15 protein-coding genes are annotated in these 17,797 nt (G+C 39.8%); 9 read left to right on the top strand and 6 right to left on the bottom strand.

Translation table 11 applies throughout. The features are described 5' to 3' along the window. Positions 1-58 precede the first annotated feature (58 nt). Genes H9L23_RS12065 through H9L23_RS12075 form a run of 3 tightly spaced genes read right to left on the bottom strand, consistent with a single transcriptional unit; the run spans position 59 to position 2,311 of the window. Positions 59-961 carry a DUF4097 family beta strand repeat-containing protein gene (locus H9L23_RS12065; RefSeq protein WP_187595187.1) on the bottom strand — a complete coding sequence of 301 codons (903 nt, stop codon included), beginning with the start codon at positions 959-961 and terminating at the stop codon, positions 59-61. 23 nt (positions 962-984) lie between these two features. Continuing rightward, on the bottom strand, positions 985-1,758 hold the full coding sequence (locus H9L23_RS12070; protein ID WP_187595188.1) for a HEAT repeat domain-containing protein: 774 nt from the start codon (positions 1,756-1,758) through the stop codon (positions 985-987). Further along, entirely contained in the window at positions 1,751-2,311 is a 561-nt protein-coding gene (locus H9L23_RS12075; RefSeq protein WP_187595189.1) for an RNA polymerase sigma factor, read from the bottom strand. The genes H9L23_RS12070 and H9L23_RS12075 overlap by 8 nt, the downstream gene beginning before the upstream one ends. Before the next feature lie 321 nt (positions 2,312-2,632). Between H9L23_RS12075 and H9L23_RS12080 the strand changes: the two genes are divergently transcribed. From H9L23_RS12080 to H9L23_RS12095, 4 genes are all read left to right on the top strand, one after another. Continuing rightward, positions 2,633-4,108, top strand: coding sequence for a PAS domain-containing sensor histidine kinase (locus tag H9L23_RS12080; RefSeq protein ID WP_187595190.1), 1,476 nt, complete (start codon positions 2,633-2,635; stop codon positions 4,106-4,108). Between the two features lie 301 nt (positions 4,109-4,409). Continuing rightward, positions 4,410-4,979 (top strand): outer membrane beta-barrel protein, encoded by a 570-nt coding sequence (locus tag H9L23_RS12085; protein ID WP_187595191.1) that lies wholly within the window; start codon positions 4,410-4,412, stop codon positions 4,977-4,979. Positions 4,980-4,981: 2 nt separating this feature from the next. Beyond that, entirely contained in the window at positions 4,982-5,689 is a 708-nt protein-coding gene (locus H9L23_RS12090) for an AcvB/VirJ family lysyl-phosphatidylglycerol hydrolase (protein WP_187595192.1), read from the top strand. 7 nt (positions 5,690-5,696) lie between these two features. Then, positions 5,697-6,371, top strand: a complete 675-nt coding sequence (locus H9L23_RS12095) for an AcvB/VirJ family lysyl-phosphatidylglycerol hydrolase (protein ID WP_187595193.1) — start codon at positions 5,697-5,699, stop codon at positions 6,369-6,371. Here H9L23_RS12095 and H9L23_RS12100 read toward each other — a convergent pair whose 3' ends face one another. Next, positions 6,372-8,960: a phosphatidylglycerol lysyltransferase domain-containing protein gene (locus tag H9L23_RS12100; RefSeq protein ID WP_187595194.1), complete on the bottom strand. Its 2,589-nt coding sequence runs from the start codon at positions 8,958-8,960 to the stop codon at positions 6,372-6,374. 204 nt (positions 8,961-9,164) lie between these two features. Between H9L23_RS12100 and H9L23_RS12105 the strand changes: the two genes are divergently transcribed. Then, on the top strand, positions 9,165-10,295 hold the full coding sequence (locus H9L23_RS12105) for a BamA/TamA family outer membrane protein (protein ID WP_187595195.1): 1,131 nt from the start codon (positions 9,165-9,167) through the stop codon (positions 10,293-10,295). Between the two features lie 7 nt (positions 10,296-10,302). Here the strand turns inward: H9L23_RS12105 and H9L23_RS12110 are convergent, their stop codons facing one another. Continuing rightward, positions 10,303-10,935, bottom strand: coding sequence for a DUF5710 domain-containing protein (locus tag H9L23_RS12110; protein ID WP_187595196.1), 633 nt, complete (start codon positions 10,933-10,935; stop codon positions 10,303-10,305). Positions 10,936-11,269: 334 nt separating this feature from the next. Between H9L23_RS12110 and H9L23_RS12115 the strand changes: the two genes are divergently transcribed. The 4 genes from H9L23_RS12115 (at position 11,270) to H9L23_RS12130 (ending at position 15,225) form a co-directional block, all read left to right on the top strand. Then, complete coding sequence (locus tag H9L23_RS12115; protein WP_187595197.1) at positions 11,270-12,100, top strand: SDR family oxidoreductase; 831 nt, start codon at positions 11,270-11,272, stop codon at positions 12,098-12,100. Positions 12,101-12,259: 159 nt separating this feature from the next. Continuing rightward, on the top strand, positions 12,260-13,054 hold the full coding sequence (locus tag H9L23_RS12120; RefSeq protein WP_187595198.1) for an AraC family transcriptional regulator: 795 nt from the start codon (positions 12,260-12,262) through the stop codon (positions 13,052-13,054). Between the two features lie 101 nt (positions 13,055-13,155). Beyond that, complete coding sequence (locus H9L23_RS12125; RefSeq protein WP_187595199.1) at positions 13,156-14,004, top strand: helix-turn-helix domain-containing protein; 849 nt, start codon at positions 13,156-13,158, stop codon at positions 14,002-14,004. A 27-nt stretch (positions 14,005-14,031) separates the two neighbouring features. Then, entirely contained in the window at positions 14,032-15,225 is a 1,194-nt protein-coding gene (locus tag H9L23_RS12130) for a serine hydrolase domain-containing protein (RefSeq protein WP_187595200.1), read from the top strand. A 799-nt stretch (positions 15,226-16,024) separates the two neighbouring features. Here the strand turns inward: H9L23_RS12130 and H9L23_RS12135 are convergent. Then, on the bottom strand, positions 16,025-17,788 hold the full coding sequence (locus tag H9L23_RS12135; protein ID WP_187595201.1) for a flavin monoamine oxidase family protein: 1,764 nt from the start codon (positions 17,786-17,788) through the stop codon (positions 16,025-16,027). Between the last annotated feature and the right edge of the window lie 9 nt (positions 17,789-17,797).

Raw genomic sequence — 17,797 nt, forward strand, 5'->3', positions numbered from 1 at the left:
GCCTTTGCCTCAGATAAGCGGTTTTAGGCAGATGAAAAGAGAAACCTAAAGAGCGCTATTATTTCTCTCTCAGGTATACATTTTTGTAACGTGAGGTTAAGATCAGATCAGCACCACCACCATTAATCTTGCCCTTAATGTTTTCAGAACTACGGCTGCCTGTACTGTATCCAAAAACAGCTCCATCGCCATTTACTGTAGTTAACGTACTTACTGACTGGCCTGTGCGTACCGAAGTTACCTGACCAACATTCTCGCTTCCACCTATCGAAGTAAAGCCACTGCGATCTGCTTTTTCAGTTTTATCGATTGCGATTTTTAAACCTTCCGCAGCGTAAAGCTTGCCATAACTGGTGCCCAGTTCTACGTTTGCTTTTGTATTGGCAGGAAGCGATACATCTACATAACCATATACTGAAACAATAGATACCGGACCTTTAATGGCTTCTGTAAAAATGGCATCTACCGAACCATAAAGTGTTTTAATATTCATCGGACCACTGTTATTTTCGAGTTTGATTTTGTTGTAGCTGGTAGAAACCTCTATTTCACTTTTCAGGTTTTTCAGGATGATTTCGTTCTGGTATACATTGCTTTTGTTAGTAAAAACAATCTTGATATTCTGAGGCACTTTAATGGTTAATATGCCTTTGATCTCCCTGTTTACTACATTTACATTGATTTCGGCTCCTTTTTCAGAAACATCTATCCCCAAACCTGTATTATCGGTAAAACCCGATCCGCTGATGGCACGTAAGCCTTTTGCACGCTCATCTACCTCTTCCTTTTCTCCTTTAGGGATCGAAAATATAATTTCATTTCCGCTGTAACCTTCTACTATGGCGCCTGGGATATTCAGGTTGAGCTGCCCTGAATTTTTGTTTAATTTGTATTCTTTCTGTGCCGATGCGGATACAGCAATGGCAAGCAGAGAAAAAAGAACGATAAATTGCTTTTTCATAATTTTATTGTTGTTTTATTTTTTTATAATTTGTCTTGATTTAATAAGGCACTATAGGCCTCATCACGTACTGCTGCAAATGTTTCAGGATTATTGGCCAGTGCATAAAGTTTTTCGCCAATTTCTGCATTTTTCATTTTTCCTAAAAAGCTAACCAAACCGAGCTGCACCATTGGGTCGTCTTGCTTGTTCAACGAACTGATAAGCAACGAAGAGGCATATTTATCAGTGCTGTATTTTTGCAATACATTTAGCGCAGCCAAACGTACATTGGTGTTTCCATCATGATTAAGCGTTTTCGATAACATATCCAGCGTGCGGTTATTAATTTTGTTGCTCTTTTCGATTTTTAATATCGCCAGCAACCTCACACTGGCCGAACTACTGTCCTTTAACTCCGCATACTCTCCACCCTGGCTGGTGTATTTTGGCTTTTCCTTTATGGTTTCAGGCTGATCTGATTTAACCTTTGCAGTTTGAACCGGAGTATTTTGCTCATTTAAAGCCTTATTTGTTTTTCCTTCAGGCCTGATTGGTAAAGTAGCAGTACTCCCTTTCGAGTATGAAGTTCTTTCTACTTGCGTTTGCGGGTAAAAAAAAAGCCATGCAGTAGCCGCTACCAGCACCACCGATGCCGCAACCAGCCATTTGCTGTTAAATAACCTGACCGTTTTTGCCTTTGGCTGTTCAGGCTGAACCTGCATCCGCTTAAAGCGGTCCATATCAAAGGCCGGTGCTTCGAGATGATCGAATTCCTCCCGGTGCTGTTCCACAAAATCCTTTATCTGATCATTCATAATAACATTTGTCTTTTAGTGATAATAAAACACGTTTTTTTGCCCGGTGGTACTGCGTCCTCACCGTACTGGCCGAAAGTCCGAGCATTACCGCAATTTCTTCATGTGTCATTTTTTCAAAAACATACAGGTTTAAAATCGTCTTATAACCTGATGAAAGGTCTTCGATGCTTTTTTTCACATCCTCTACCCTGCAATCAAAAATCTCCATATCATCGCTATCGTTTCCTCCCGCATCTTCCACATCCATGTCACCAAGATCAGAAAACATTATTTTTCTTTTCCTTAAATGGGAAATAGAGCGGTTAATGGCCATCCGCCGTACCCAGGCCTCGAAACTGAGCACCCCTTTTAATTTGCTTATATCGCTGAACACGGTACAAAAAATATCCTGCAGGATGTCCTCTGCCTCCCCCGTATGACTCACAATCCGGCTGATCGAGTTATAGATATTTCTGGCATACCGGTTATAAAGTCCGGTATAGCCTGCATCACTGCCCTCAAGGCAGAGTACAATTAATTCCTGATCGGTTATCTGTTCAGCAGTGCGCAATGTTGAGCTTTTAATTTATCTTTCTAATACGTTTCTATTCTCTAGTCGCAGCATGTACAATAGTGTTGCATCCTTTTTCCAAAAAAATCTAAAAAAAATAAAAATGAAGTAAATCTAATCAAACAAATAGTCAAAAAATCACGTTTAAGCCTATTAAATAGCTAATTATGAAATATTGTTATCCAGTACGATAACTTCTTAAAATATTTATTTTTAGCGCATTCATCTGTTAATGGAAATAATTGCCATTCACGGATTAGTTTTTTTGAAAATCAGCTTTTAAAAGTAATTTAGTGTTGAGATTAATTCCCTTCCAATAATATGAACAGTGCAACTGAAGATAAGTATGTCAGTAAAAAAGCAATAGCTGCAAACGAAGAACGTTTTAGGGCGCTAATAACGGCCATTTCTGATATCGTGTATATTATGAGTGCCGATTGGCGCGAGATGAAACAATTGGAAGGAAGGGATTTTCTAGCCGACACCAACGAACCGTTGGCAGACTGGATCGCTAAATACATCCATCCGCTTGATCATGATCAGGTTAAAACAGCTGTTGAAGAAGCAAGAAGAGACAATAAAATTTTTCAGCTCGAACACCGGGTGCTCCGGGCCGATGGCAGCATTGGCTGGACACTATCGCGCGCGGTACCGATTCTGGATCATAAAGGAAATGTGCGCGAGTGGTTTGGTGCCGCCAGCGACATTACCGAAACCAAGCGTGCCGAAGAGGCGCTTAAACTGGCTAAGAAACGTACCGACCAGCAAAAACGGGTTTATGAAACCATTGCAAACAGCACGCCCGACCTGATGTATGTTTTTGATCTTCAATATAATTTTATTTATGCTAACGAGGCGCTCCTTTCGATGTGGGGCAAAAGCTGGGATGATGCCATTGGAAAAGGTCTGCTCCAAAATGGATATGAACCCTGGCATGCCGAAATGCACGAGCGGGAGATAGATCATGTGCGTACCACTAAAACAGCCATTCGCGGTGAAGTTTCCTTTCCTCATGCAGTACTTGGAAAACGGGTTTACGACTATATTTTCACTCCGATACTGAATGATAAAGGCGAAGTTGAAGCCGTAGCAGGTACTACCCGCGACATTACCGAAATCAAACAAAATGAGCAGCGTAAAAATGATTTTATCGGCATGGTAAGTCACGAACTTAAAACACCGCTCACCTCTTTAACCGCTTATCTCCAATTAATGGAAAAAAGCAATCCGGCTCAAGAAGACCCAATGACAAAAAAGATATTGGGACAATCGATTAAACAGAGCCGCCGGATGACAAACATGATCAACGGCTTTTTAAATCTTGCGCGATTGGAATCGGGAAAAATGTTTATCGAGAAAGAGCCTTTTGATTTTGCCACATTTTTACAGGAAATTGCAGAAGAAACCCGGATGCTGTACAGCCAGCACCGCTTTGTATTTCCCGAATCAGCACCTGTAAACATTAATGGTGATATGGGTAAGCTGGCACAGGTAATTAATAACCTGATTGGTAATGCCGTAAAATATTCGAACCTGGGCAGTCAGGTTAGGATATCGACAATAATTGAAGGCGATCAGCTAAAAATTAGTGTTAGCGATGAAGGTACAGGTATTCCACAGGAAGAAATTTCAAAACTTTTTGACCGATTCTACCGCGGACAGAACAATAACCTCATTGCAGGTTTTGGTATAGGCCTATATGTTTGCCGCGAAATTATTGAAAGGCATGGTGGAAAAATCTGGGTTGAGCAAAGCACTGACCAGGGAAGTACTTTTTGTTTTACGCTACCTGTTTAGTTTTGGTCTGGAGTCTTCAGTTTTGAGTCCTGAGTCTATTATACGATTAATAAATAAAGTCGATTTTTCACACGAAATGCCACCCTGAGCGGAGTTGAAGTGCATTTTAGCTTTAGGTTTATAGCAATAGCCTTAAGTTTCCCGCCTGCGCGGGAGTGACGACCTATCTTACTAAAATCTGTCTATGAACATCAACCAATTTAGTCGATTAACCAATTTAAACGATTAACCGCTTAACCAAACAATCAACTATTGACCAATCAAAGCTTTTTATTATGTTTACCGTAACATTTTAGAAACAATGACACTCAAAAAAATACTCTTTGGCAATTTATTGCTCATTCTTCCCTTTCTTTCCTTTGCACAAGACAAAACCAACACCGGAACATTTTCGGTTTCGCCTGCTTTTGAGCTGTTGAGGTCTACCCATAGTAATCTTTTTTATGCTCCTTCGTTAAAAGTAAATTACTTGTTTTCCAATGGTTTGGAGCCTGGTTTTGGGATTGAATATGCCACCACCCCTATCCATCACGATAATGGTTACGTATTGTACAAATTAAAGTTTTTGCCCATATACGGTAACTTAAAATATAACTTTAAAACCACCAAAAAAATCAGGCCTTATGTAGAAACTTCGCTGGGTATTTCTTTTAATAAATACGACATTGCTGAAGATCCTACACCTGATATTAAAAGTAAGGTAAGCGAAGAAGGTTTTTACGTATATACCGGTTTAGGCGCTAAATACAGTATTACGCCTAAATTAAATACTTTTTTGGCAGTTGGATTAAAAGGTTACAAAATGAGTACGAATGATCTGGATATCAATCCGCATGGACTCTCATTTATGCTGGGTTTTACATTTTTATAAAGATGAGAAAAATAGGTTTTTTACTTTTATTGGTAAGCACTTTAAGTGGTTGTGCTTTGTTTAAGCGCGCCAGGGTGCACGAAAACAATGCCATTGAAGGTAAAGAATTTAATCTTCCTGTTTTTTTATATCCAGCTAAAGATACGCAGGCAAAAAAACTGCTTATTTTCCTGTCAGGCGATGGCGGCTGGATAAAATTTGAAGATGAGCTCTCTTTAAAGTTTGCCGAAAACGGCTTTTATACTATCGGGATAAATTCGCGGGATTATTTCTGGGAACAGAAAACACCAGAACAGACCGAGCGTGATGTTGTTCAACTGATCCGCAAATACGCTTTTAAGTATAAAACCCGCCAGATTTATTTATGTGGTTATTCTTTTGGCGCCGACGTAATACCATTTATTTACAGCAGACTCCCTTACCGTGCCAAAAGGCATGTTAAAGCTTTACAAATGCTTTCGCCTTATGCTACCAGTGCTTTTAAAGTGCGTTTTGGTGACCTTGCCAATCTCTCGGGCGATAATTATCCCTATAAGGTAGATCTCGAAATAAAAAAAATAAACATTCCCATATTCTGTTTTTATGGAGAAGAGGAAACCGATAAACCTCTAAAAAATATCAATCAAAAAAATGTGGTCATCGATAGTATTCCCGGTAGCCACCGTTACCAAACGGCTGCTTACAATAAAATAGTAGCCGTATTGAAATAAATATCAAATGATTTATAGAATTTCCATTGCTTACACCTTATTGTTTTGTGCACTTTTTACCCGGGCGCAGGATACATCAAAACTCCCCTTAACAGCAAAAGCAAAACCAACGGCAAAAAGCATTATTTTTTACCTTAGCGGCGATGGTGGCATGAACAGTTTTTCGCAAGACCTTGTACAATCGCTCCATGATAAAAACTATGCAGTGGTTGCTTTAGACAGCAGAAAGTATTTCTGGGATCAAAAAACACCCGATAAATTGGCGCAAGACCTGAATGCCGTAATAGAATCTTACTTAAAAAACTGGGATAAAGATGAATTTTCGATTCTGGGTTATTCTTTCGGTGCTGATGCTGCCTTGTTTTTAATACCACGTTTAGCAAAGGACATACAGCCTAAATTGAAATCCACCATTTTGCTTTCTCCGTCAAATTCAACTGATTTTGTGATCCACATATCCGATATGATGGGTTTCGGCAGTAAAAATGCCAAATACAAGGTTTTGCCCGAAATCAATAAAATCAGCGGAAAACTCTTGTTTATTTTTGGTGAAGATGAAGACAGTGATGTCTACAAAGCCATTCCGGATAAGAAAAACATCACCAAAAGCCTGATACCCGGATCGCACAAATTTAATAACGATACCAAAAAAGTAGTTGCTGCCATCCAAAACGGCCTATAGTTAACTGCCTTCCGAAATCCGTTTTAAGGCATTTGGCACCTGTAACAGATGGTAATGATGGCTGTATATCAGGTATTTTTTATTCCATGATGGGTAGAATTTTTCTTTATATTTCCTCAAGCCTTTAAACTGTGCAAAAGCCTTCAGGTTATCGTAAGCATATTTAATCGTTTTTTGCGTAAAATCTTCGCCATTTATTCCCGATAACGGCGCCAGGCCCATGTTTACACTTTTAAAACCTTCTTCTTTAAGGTATAAAAATGTTTTGGCCAGCAGCATATCCAACACGCCGTTTGGTGCGTCGGTCTCTTTTCTGATGAGGTCGTAAGTGGCCTCTCCCGGTGCATAATCAGGTACAAGGTTTAAGAAAGCATAAACTTTTTCTTCTGCATCTTCAATGGTCAAAATGGTTTGGTTTTTCAATATCGTTTTATCAAAAACACCTTGCGTAAAAGCCACTTCCTTCTGGTTTAAATCCCTCAGCCAGTTATCCGAAACAGTTTGAAGTTTTTGGAGCAATCCTTCTTTCTGTAGTCCTTTGTACACCTTAAAAATAAATCCTTCACTACTCAATCTATTGATGGCGCTCCGGGTGGTTTTCATTTTACCGCCATCGATAGTAAAGGAAGTAAGATCTAAAACAGCCTCCTCACCTATCGGAATAAACTTTTTACCGATTGATTTATATAAACATAACGATTCGTGGGGTACCCTATAGTAAGCCGCTATAAATCCGGTCTCCTTACACCTTTCCTCAAATTTTTTGATCATGGCAATTTTTTCCTCTGCATTGTCTGCAACAGGATCTTCCAGTACAAGGGCAAAATGCCGGGTAATCTTAAAACTGATAAATGCGGTACGGCTCTCGTTAAAATAGATAAACTTATCAGGATAGGTTTTAAAATAATCGAGTGCCGAATTTCCTTTCTCACTTAACAAAGTATCTGCCTCAACAAAATCTTCAGGACTGTTATAAGGTTTAAAAAAGTATGGTTTTAGCAAACTAAAAATGATAAAAAGAATTACTAAACCACTGGCCGCATAAATCGACTGCTCGAAATGGGTGCCAAATTTGGTAAGCGGGTTAAGCGCTTTATCATCAATAAAGAAAATTACCTTTAAAACGGCTTTTACCGAATCAACAAATTTGAATTCTACCCCAAAATGCCTTTTTTCCATAAAATAGAAACCAAGCACACCGTAGGCAAACACTGCTGCAATGGCGTATAAAAATACCCAGTAACTCACCCTTACAAATTTTGGATGCGGTTTAAGTTTATAATTATCGCGGGTATAAAACAGCGTCGATCCTGCAATTAAAGCCAATATGGCCTCTTCATAATCGGCAGCCTTTAATAAGTGGCCAAGGATGGAAAACAAGGTAAGAGACAAAGCCACATACCAGGCGCGTTTCGATCCCTGTAGCAAAAATATACTCACCATCACCAGTATGAGCCCAAAAATTAGCACCAGCGCATTACTGGTTACAATCAAGTCTTCAGGCAAGATGTCCCTTACCAGTCTAAGCCTGGTTGGGATGGACGGGGTTATCGAAGAAATGATATTCACCACGCCCAAAATCAAAATGATAAAGGCAGGCAGTACACGTAAGATAATGCTATCCTTTTTGAGTATAAAACTGATGATGCCGCCAATTAAAGGTAACCAGAATTCGAAAAAGCGGAACATTAGCGTGATGGTTGCCGCAGCAATAAGCGGAAAACCAAACTGCCCGAGTATAAAAGTAAGCGAGACCTCAATGGTCCCTAATCCTCTTAAAAACGGTGAGGCAATAAGCAAAATCACCATAACAATGTAACCTACAATCGCAGCTGGTAAACTGGCCTGAAAACCTAGCGCCAGCATACAGATGTATAAATGCAGGATGCCGATAAACTCAATGATGATAGAAACCAGCAGCGTTAACCAAAACTGTTTCCTGTTGATGTGTTCTTCGATCATATCATCGAAAACGGTAACCAATGAAGGCCTGATCTTCGAAATGTACTGATAAGCCCAGCCTTTTTTCGAAATGGAATAAATGGTGACAAAAAGAAATGCGGTTAAAAGCAACAGGAATATAAAACTGATGATTTCTACCCGTCCTAATCGGGTAGATAATAGCGCGATACCCAATACCGGAATGGCCACCACTACAACGGAAAGAATACCGCAAAATGCAAATAAGGTGGATGATAAGTGGATTTTGGATTTTGAAATCCCTTTCTCTTCAATTTCCCTTGTAAAAAATATAAGCGACGAAAAACCTCCGGCAGGCAAAAAAACACTGATGAGGTTACGCTTTAAAAAAAGTTTTATGGCATTGCCTAGCGAAATATGAACATTAAGGGCTTTAAAACTGTGTACATACATCTGCCCTTGTGCTAAAATGTAAACACCGGTAAGCAAAATACCCAATACCACATATAGCGGCACGGCAGTATCCAGTTGCCTGGTAATCTGTATCACTTCTACATGCTGGTTCCGGATAAAGAATACAGCCATACCGAGCATGAAAACAGCAAGGAAAAATTGCCAGAAAAATTTATTGTAGACCAGGTTGGAAAGAAAAGACTTTGCTTTATGCATAAAAATATAGCTGTTTACTATTCTATAACGAATAAGCAAAATGCCTGTTGTAAAAATTAATCAATAATTAGTTATGTCTAAAAATAGGAACATTTTAATGAATTAACAGACTAAGAAAAAAAATAAGTTACAGAAAGCAATAAAACAGGTCTGTCTTCATTTACAGTTCATAAAAATCCTGAAATAATTTACTTTATTTGCGCCATGAAAAAGATGCTGCTGTTGGCAACGGGTCTACTTATCATGTTCCAGTGTCAGGCCCAGATCAAACTGATTAAGAAGTTGTTATCAAACGAGAAAGATACCACACGGAAATCAAGTTTTATGCCCATTCCGGTGCTCGGTTACACGCAGGAAACCGGTTTTGAATTTGGAACAGGTGCCTTATTTTCTTTTTATGCCGACCGTAAAGATACCACCAACCGAAGCTCCAATTTTTCGGGTACAGCCTCCTACTCTACAAAAAAAACCTACAATTTCAGCATTTTGGGCGATGCCTGGAGCAAAGGCAATATTTACCATGCCATCGCCGAAATCCGATTCAGGAAAATGCCCTTTAATTTTTATGGGATTGGCAACCGAACTAAAAAAGCGGATGAAGATAAATTACAGCAACAACAGTTTAAGGTAAAACTCGACCTGGAACGAACCTTTATCAAGAATTTTTATTCAGGCGTTTCTTTAGGATATGAAAATTATATTTTTGATGATCGGTCACCTGATAAAATTTTTACCCAACGGCCCGAAATTCAAGGTAAAAGAGGCGGAAAAGTAATCTTTATAGGCCTTTCGCAAAGTTATGATACCCGAAACTCGAACAACTACCCTACCAAAGGCTTTTTTGGCAGGCTTACCTATCAGTATGCACCCGACTTTTTTGGCGGTACAAATTTTACAGGGAGCCAGCTCGGGGCTAACGTACGCAACTTCTGGAACCTGGGCGAAAAATTTGTATTGGGTGCACAGGGTATTTATCAAGGCTTACAAAGCGAGCATTATCCTTTTTATATCCTTCCGCAATTGGGAAATGACGAAATGATGCGTGGTTATTATTCGGGCAGGTACCGTGACCGTAATTTGCTGGCCATACAGAGCGAACTACGCTATAGATTTAACAACCGTTTTGGTGCAGTGCTGTTTGCAGGCACGGGCACCGTTTGGGGCCGTACCAGTTTCGCATTGAATAACTTTAAGCCTGATGTAGGTGCGGGTTTAAGGTACTTTTTCGATCCGGCAAAAGGATTAAGCGTGCGCATGGATTACGGCATCGGTACAAAGGTAAAAAGCGAAGAAAGACAGAGCGGTTTTTATATCAGCCTTGGAGAAGCTTTTTAAAATAACATTACAAAAACTCAGAAAAATCCATTTCTTCAAACTGCTGGCCACCATATTCGCCTTCAATGGCATAATCAAATTCCAGTTCAAAAGAGGTAATCCCGATATCATCGGGATCGTAAACGATTGGAAAAAACGGTCCTCCAGGTTCATCATGCAGTTCAAAATCACCCTGTAATATGCCGCAATGTTTGCAGGTATTTGCCCAATACGAAAATTGAATGGCTTTTGAAAAACTATATTTAAACTGTGGGTGAACTTTCTTTAAATATTCCATAGCAGGAAGATCTGCACTTTGGAGATAACTAAACAAGGTTGGATTTTCGCCCTTAACCCAGGCAACCTCACCACCATCAGGATCATCTTCGTCTACTTGTTCTAAATGATAGTAATTTACGGCAGCCGGAGCCATTACCGGTGTTTTTTGTCCGCATTTCCAGCAGATCCTGGTGGCTTTAGCCAATAAATAAGGTTTCCTGACAATGCAATCTAAACGCCCTGAAGGGATCCATTTTGCAAAACGATTGATATCTGCAATGTGATCGGGAATAACCCACTTTTTGATTTCAATAAGCCAGTAAGCCCCGAGCGCTTTGGCCTCGTCTTTATCAGCAAAGGGAACGTTTAGGATATAAGGCATGGTTTGGTTTAAGCTTGCAGGACGAAAATAATTAAAAACTATCTATTACTAAAGGGGAATTTTATGTTATGAAAATGTTTATTGGTCATTGGTCTATTCGTCATTGGTCATTAGTTAATTGGTCATTAGTTAGTATGGTGCCCATGGCAAAGTGGAAATTTTAAACGCAAAGCATGCAAAGCGGAATGCGCAGGGTATGCAATTTGAGTCTCTCTATCATCCATCTAACATCATCCATTTTACATTTTTCGAGCTGTACAACAAAACATATTGGACCGTACAACAAAACAGCAACTTCAATTAATCATCAACTTTGTGCTATAAAATAAAGAACATGAAAAAGACCATATTAATTACCGGAGCATCATCAGGTATCGGAAAAACAAGCGCTAAACATTTCGCCGCTCATGGCTGGAATGTCATTGCCACCATGCGCAATCCTGAAAAAGAGCAGGATTTAATCCATAATGAAAGTATCTTCATTACTAAACTTGATGTACAAAAACAAGAAACCATTCAATCGGCCATACAGCAGGGAATAGAAAAATTTGGCGGTATAGATGTACTGGTAAACAATGCAGGTTATGGCGAATTCGGGATTTTTGAGGCAACGCCCGAAGAACAGGTAAGAACACAATTCGACATTAATGTTTTTGGCGTGATGGACACCATCCGGGCTATTCTTCCCCATTTTAGGGAGAAAAAATCGGGTACCATTATCAACATCAGCTCTGGAGCAGGTAAATTTACACTGCCATTAATTTCGCTGTATGCTGCTTCAAAATTTGCGTTAGAAGGTTTTTCAGAATCTTTATCATTCGAACTTGCCGACCTTAACATCGGGGTAAAAATTGTAGAGCCTGGTGGTACTACTACTAACTTTAGTGCAGTAAGCGGCGAAAAATTCTCAGGCAAACCGGTAATCGAAGATTACAATCATTTTATTGGGGCAGCCGGACAGCTTTTCGCCAGTTTATCTGGCCTGCAATTGGCTACCGCCGAAGAAGTTGCAGCTGCAATTTACGAAGCTGCCACAGATGAGAAAGATACCTTAAGGTATGTGGTAGGAAACGATGATTTTAAAAAACGCATGGCAAACAGGCAAACATTGTCTGATCAGGATTATGTAAATACGATTAAAGAGAGTTATAAAAAGTATCTTTAAGAAAAAATCTGTCATTCTGAGAAATTCAACGCGTGATCGTCATTTCGGGCGAACCCGATAGCTATCGGGTGCAACAAAGTCGAGAAATCTATTTAGATAGATCTCTCCTCTCCGCCATGCTCCGGTCGAGATGACGATCGATTTATAAAATACAACAATATGAACGAATCAATGGCCAGCTCCTGCCACTACCAGCCTACCATTTCGGCCGAGCAGTTTATTCCGGAGCATATCTTTATTTATATCGTTGCAGGTTCCATTTCATTTTATGATGGGAATAAAGAATATCATCTAAAAAATGGTGATTATTGTTTTGCGAAAAGAAACAGTTTAGCCAGGTATTTTAAAAAAGGCCCGGAAGGTGGTGAATTTAAAACGGTTTCTACCTTTTTAAACCAGGATTTTTTAAAAGCTTTTCAAAAAGAATACGGTTATCATGAAGAAGTTTCTTCCATAAACAGTGCAATTATCCCACTCGAGCCCAATCTGCTATTTGCAAATTATGTACAGTCGGTAAGTCCTTATATCCAAAGCACCGATACCGAAAGCATCGAACTGATGTTCCTGAAGAAAAAAGAGCTGGTACTGCTCTTGCTTAAAACCAACCCGGAACTTCGGAATGTGATCTTCGATTTCAGCGAACCCGGAAAAATCGACCTGGAATCTTTTATGAACAGGAACTTCAAATTTAATGTAAGCATAGAGCGTTTTGCCTACCTTACGGGGAGAAGTATTTCGGGTTTTAAACGCGATTTTGAAAAAACTTTTAAAGAAGCGCCTAGGCGCTGGCTGATCCAAAAACGTTTACAGGAAGCGCATTTCCTGATCCAGAAGAAAAAACAGAAACCCACAGAGGTTTACCTCCAGGTAGGTTTCGAAGACCTTTCGCACTTTTCTTTTGCCTTTAAAAAAGCATTTGGGATGGCACCGTCGGTACTTTTGCATTCACAATAATTTTGAAGAAACTGTATTTATACCTGATCAAATTTGATATCAATTATTAAATTAAGATATTAGTATGATATGATTGCAAGTTGACCGATCAGCAATAAAAAATGAGCACCTATTACAGCGAGCTTTCTGTTCCAGACCGTTATCACGGCTATATCCAAAAATTCTGGACACTCAACAATATACCGAATCCCTTTTACACGCCAGTTAAATATGCGCTTCCGAATGGTTACTGTACAATCGTTTTTATTGACGGGAATGGTGTTTCTTTAAAAATTGAAGATCAGTTAATTAACTTACAGGCAGGCATTTATCTTGCAGGGCAAATGACCAGGCGCGTTGGCATTACCTTATCACCGCATACAAGGGCCGTAATGGCTCAGGTAAAACCATGGCTGCCTGCACTTATTACCAATTTCCCGATGAAAGAGCTCGTCAACAATGTAATCAGTTTGGAATACCTAAATCTAAAACTGTATAACAGGCTGTTGAATGTAAACCAGGCTGCACCAGAGTTTGTAGCAGCAGAACTCTATAAAAACCTGCAAATTTATCTGCAAAGAAATGCCAATACTTCGCTAATTCAATGGGCTTTCAACCAGCTCGAAAAGCTACCTGCTCAGGAACAGCGCGTTGCCAACCTGGTATTGCCATCAGGATATACCCAACGCCGTATCGAACAGAAATTCAAAGAACTTGTTGGGCCTACTGCAAAAGAGATTCAGCAGATTTTGCAGTTCAGGAAACTTATCGATGAACTTGATCAGTTTCAATCACGTGGTTATTTAAGTGCGCTTGCCCACCGCCATGGTTATTACGACCAGTCTCACTTTATCAGGTCTTATCAGCGCATTATGAACGAAGTACCTTCCCTCTTTGATCAGAGTGGTTACATTTTACCTGCATCGGGGCATTTCGGTTTTTTACAATCTTCTCAGCTGGCCGATCTGTAAATTTGCTGCAGATTAAAATATGATTACATGAAAAAATGGAAGTTTATATGGATAGGTTTGCTTGTATTAACCTGTAATAATATTGCATGGAGTCAAAGCAAAGCACAATTGCTAAGCAAATCACTGCAGGGTTTGTATGAAAAAGATAGTTTGCCCGGTATGTCGGTGGTATTGGTTGATGCCCATAAAATCGTCTACCAGCATAATTTTGGTTATGCCAACATGGAGCAACATACAAAATACAGCAGCCATAGTATACAGAATATCGGTTCGGTAAGTAAAACCTTTATTGCAGTGGCCCTGATGAAAGCTGTAGAACTGGGTTACTTTAACCTCGATGCTGATATCAACACCATACTTCCATTTAAAATTACTAACCCGAATGCCCCCAATGGAATCATTACCATCCGCCACCTTAGCAACCACAGCTCTGGCATTGTAGATAATCCTTCTGTTTTCCCCAATGTATATCATTTTGATACCGATTTAGCCCCTTTTGATAGTTCTGCTTATAAGGTACTACAGGAACTGGGTTACCGGCAACAGGTTAGCGATAGTGCGCTAGGTAGATTTATGTATGACTATTTATCTACTGAAGGAAAATATTACCATCAGGAAAATTTCGGAAAGGATGCTCCGGGACTCTCTTCCAGCTACAGCAACATTGCTTCTGCATTGGCGGCTTATTTAATCGAAATTAAATCTGGTATGCCTTATGCAGATTTTGTTACGAAATACATTTTAAAACCTCTTGGGATGCCCCATTCTGCATGGAAACTGAATAAAGCAGATTTAAAAGATTATGCACGGCCATATTATAAGCGCAATGCCGCATTTCCTTATTATCATTTTATTACCTATCCTGAAGGAGGCTTGCGCACCAATACGCTCGAACTTAGTAAATATATAATGGCCATGATTAAAGGCTACCATGGAGATGAATCTTTGTTAAAAAATTCTTCCTACAAGACTATGTTTAGCCCGCAGTTTTCTGCAAATGAACCACCCAAAGGAATCAGTTTAGCAAAACGCAACAAAGGCATTTTTTGGAACCTGTACACTAATGGTACCATTGGCCACGATGGCGACGACCCTGGTGTGAGTTCTTTTTTATTCTTTAATCCAAAAACAGGGCTCGGTGGAATTTTTATGTGTAATAAATACCTCGAAGATAAAACTGCCATTATTAACTTGCTTGTGCAATACACTGATGAAAAATAAGACATTAAATAAGAGAGCTTAAAAACTTAGACTACATTTTTCACCATATAAGACAGATAAGAAAATATAAGACCCAATGCAATAAGAAACATAAGTTTAAATTAAACCTTAATAGTGAAAGCATTAAGGTTTCCGCCTGCGCGGGATCCGATAGCTATCGGATAACGATCGAATTATAAATACTTTCAAAAGTTAAATTACAATGATTTCTCCACTATGGTTGAAATGACGATTTATCGCATCATTAATACGGACAATCCTGTACGCCCTGCTACCGGCCTGGCAGATTTCCGCTGGAAAAAGCACGAAAATCTTTGCACTCCTTTTCATACCCCACAGCCCAAGGCAGGATCAAGCGTGCGCGCAGGGATAAGCAAGGGTAAGAGCCTCGATACTGCAGCAATCAAGATTTTCGTAGCTTTTTACAAGGAAAGATGCAAGCCTTGATTTTTGGTTACCTTTTTATCAAGAAAAAGGTAAGAGCCCTTCGGTGGCGGCGAACCGAGGCAAGCCCGAGCATGGGGCAACACAAAAGTATATTAGATGCATTAAGGTTCCTGCCTGCGCGGGATCCGATAGCTATCGGATGACTAACGCTTTATAAATATTTTCAAAAGGTAGTATAAAGATTTCTCCACTACGGTCGAAATGACGATTTATCGCAGTTTAATTAACGTGAATATCTTACTACTGGCCTATGAAATTTTCGTAGGAAAAGTATGTAAGAATTTCACAAAAAAGGGTATCCAAATAATTGAATACCCTTTGCTTTATGCGATAATTTTTATCACTTCCTTCCCTACCAACCTAAATAATATTTTGGATCCAGCCACACCGGCCTGTCCAGTCCAAAATAATCCTGCAACATTTTTTCCGCGACGCAGAATGCACCTTCTACCCAGCCCTGCTGATCAGAATACGCCTCGCCGATAATGTGGATCTGCTCATCATCAACGGGTTTACGCATGTATGGCATTACACTTTCTACCGAATAACCTGCCTTCCAGGCATGGTATCCTGCGCCAAAAGGTTCATCTGTCCAATCCCTGAAATAGGTTACATAAGGCTCTGGGATGGTTACCTCCTGCCCGTGCAGCTCACGCAGCTGGGTCATTAATTCATCTACCATCAGTTTAGTGGCCTGTACACTATCCAGCTGGTGCAATTCTTTTAAAGATGCCGATTTGGCTGGTTTTACCTCGAAAAGCAATTTATCATCGGTAAGAGCCTTCCAGAAAGTTTCTGTTTCCATATCGCCATAACTGCCCAAGAGCATCGAATTGTTCGTTTCCGGATCGGTACCGAAATAATAACACTGCCTCATCGGTAAATCGGTAATCGAGTGACCTGAATCGATGTCCAGATCCTTCCACCAGGGGTACTGGAAACCCATTAATATTTTAAAAGCAGGCTCCATAATTACCGAACGGATATTGTAATTGAGGTAAGAATTTTCGTTCACATTGAAAAAGAAATTCTCCTGATCCAGCAACTCCAGCGATTTTCTCGGCATCGCCAATACCAGTGTATTCGCATACACATTCCATTTGGTATTGGTTTCGAGGTTTAAAAAAGTGAGCTGGTATTTATGCGTTTCTGTTAAAGGATGCGTTTTGGTGAAAGTAAGCAGTTTATTTTTCGACCAGATGCAGCTGCCTTCATAATCGGTATAGGCATTGGCTACCGCATAAGCAATGCTATCATAACCTTCTTCGATGGTTTTGTAAATCGTTCCGGCAGTGAAATCGCCCACCATGTAAGGAAAAGCTTCTGCCGAGTTCCAGTTGATGGTATTCGAATAATAGCCACCCGCATTAGCTAAAAACTCATAACCTTCCTGCGAAACCTGATCTTTAATTAAATTCCAGAAACCCAAGTCGTTTACTTTACGCTGATCATAAGGCGAATTAGGAAAATTATATACCAGTTTAGGTTTAATATCGTCCCAGTCTATGCTCGTTAATTCAAAAGAATAATCGTAGATCGAGGCTCCTTTAATTATTTTTTTACCATAAGTTTCTGCCACATAAGGATCGGCCATTAAAACTTCATATATAATTTTGTTGAACAACTGATCTGAACTGAAACCGAAATCGTCGTCGTTGAGGTAATAGCGGGTACTCAGTTTTTCTCCAGCTGCCTGCGCAACCGTCCAGGCATCCTGTTTAAAGTGTTCTTTCCTAAGGTACATAATCAGTTCTGCCGGACTGCCCATAGGAAATGGCACAGGCGTCATTTTATCTTTCAATACTGGTATGCGTTTCGATAAATCTGGCTCCGAAAGCGGGTAACCTTCAATTAAAGTGGTTACAATTTCCTGCGAAGTGAGGTAACGCATGCCACCCAGCTCGCCCCAGAAATTCATGCCTGGCATAATTACCGATTCTAACCTTCCGCCCAGCTTATCGTTCATGTCAAAGATCTGTACGTCGCTGGCGGCATATTTTTTATCCGTTACCAAACGGTAAGCAGTATATAAGCCAGAGGTTCCGGCGCCGATAATGGCAACTTCTATTTTTAAATCAGGTTGTTTCCCTGTATTTAAAGGTGTGTTTTTATTCATTTTGAGATG

Source organism: Pedobacter roseus, from assembly GCF_014395225.1.
GTDB lineage: Bacteria > Bacteroidota > Bacteroidia > Sphingobacteriales > Sphingobacteriaceae > Pedobacter > Pedobacter roseus.

Coding starts and splice junctions, on each gene's coding strand:
- H9L23_RS12065 (WP_187595187.1), bottom strand. CDS start 961: ATGAAAAAGCAATTTATCGTTCTTTTTTCTCTGCTTGCCATTGCTGTA.
- H9L23_RS12070 (WP_187595188.1), bottom strand. CDS start 1,758: ATGAATGATCAGATAAAGGATTTTGTGGAACAGCACCGGGAGGAATTC.
- H9L23_RS12080 (WP_187595190.1), top strand. CDS start 2,633: ATGAACAGTGCAACTGAAGATAAGTATGTCAGTAAAAAAGCAATAGCT.
- H9L23_RS12085 (WP_187595191.1), top strand. CDS start 4,410: ATGACACTCAAAAAAATACTCTTTGGCAATTTATTGCTCATTCTTCCC.
- H9L23_RS12090 (WP_187595192.1), top strand. CDS start 4,982: ATGAGAAAAATAGGTTTTTTACTTTTATTGGTAAGCACTTTAAGTGGT.
- H9L23_RS12095 (WP_187595193.1), top strand. CDS start 5,697: ATGATTTATAGAATTTCCATTGCTTACACCTTATTGTTTTGTGCACTT.
- H9L23_RS12100 (WP_187595194.1), bottom strand. CDS start 8,960: ATGCATAAAGCAAAGTCTTTTCTTTCCAACCTGGTCTACAATAAATTT.
- H9L23_RS12105 (WP_187595195.1), top strand. CDS start 9,165: ATGAAAAAGATGCTGCTGTTGGCAACGGGTCTACTTATCATGTTCCAG.
- H9L23_RS12110 (WP_187595196.1), bottom strand. CDS start 10,935: ATGCCTTATATCCTAAACGTTCCCTTTGCTGATAAAGACGAGGCCAAA.
- H9L23_RS12115 (WP_187595197.1), top strand. CDS start 11,270: ATGAAAAAGACCATATTAATTACCGGAGCATCATCAGGTATCGGAAAA.
- H9L23_RS12120 (WP_187595198.1), top strand. CDS start 12,260: ATGAACGAATCAATGGCCAGCTCCTGCCACTACCAGCCTACCATTTCG.
- H9L23_RS12125 (WP_187595199.1), top strand. CDS start 13,156: ATGAGCACCTATTACAGCGAGCTTTCTGTTCCAGACCGTTATCACGGC.
- H9L23_RS12130 (WP_187595200.1), top strand. CDS start 14,032: ATGAAAAAATGGAAGTTTATATGGATAGGTTTGCTTGTATTAACCTGT.
- H9L23_RS12135 (WP_187595201.1), bottom strand. CDS start 17,788: ATGAATAAAAACACACCTTTAAATACAGGGAAACAACCTGATTTAAAA.